This is a genomic window from Bradyrhizobium genosp. SA-3, from assembly GCF_004212635.1.
Lineage (GTDB): Bacteria > Pseudomonadota > Alphaproteobacteria > Rhizobiales > Xanthobacteraceae > Bradyrhizobium.
Window position 1 is genome coordinate 1 of the sequence record NZ_PSRT01000361.1, and the last position, 394, is coordinate 394.

The window sequence follows — 394 nt, forward strand, 5'->3', positions numbered from 1 at the left end:
TTGCCGATATAGAGCGCGTTCTCCGGACGCCCGCGCTGATAGACGTACACCGGCAAATAGCGGCTGACGCCGATCGCCTCCATCGCGTCGAAGAAGAAAAAGCGATAGCCGCCGAGCAGATACTGAACGTTGTGGCGGGACGTGACGACCAGCGCGTCGAGCCGCGCCTCGTGCATCAGCCGGTCGAGCTTTTCGGTATCGAACGGCGCGCGCGCTGTGATCTTCCTGTCCGCTACATTCATGCCCTTGCTCCAATCATGCTTGCTGGGTCGTTGCGTGCTCGCGCACCGGCACAGTTTCGCGCGGTGCTACGGCCGGATCGCCGCTCTCTAGCGCCAGCGGCTTGCCATGGGTTTCGATACCAAGCAGGCTGAAGGCGAGCCCGATCGCGAGG

At 62.9% G+C, this 394-nt stretch carries 1 protein-coding gene; it reads right to left on the reverse strand.

Features of this window, described 5'->3' with window-relative positions; all coding sequences use genetic code 11:
• On the reverse strand, positions 1-242 hold a 242-nt coding region (locus tag CWO91_RS42475), incomplete at its 3' end, for an aminopeptidase P family N-terminal domain-containing protein (RefSeq protein ID WP_208753163.1).
• Between the last annotated feature and the right edge of the window lie 152 nt (positions 243-394).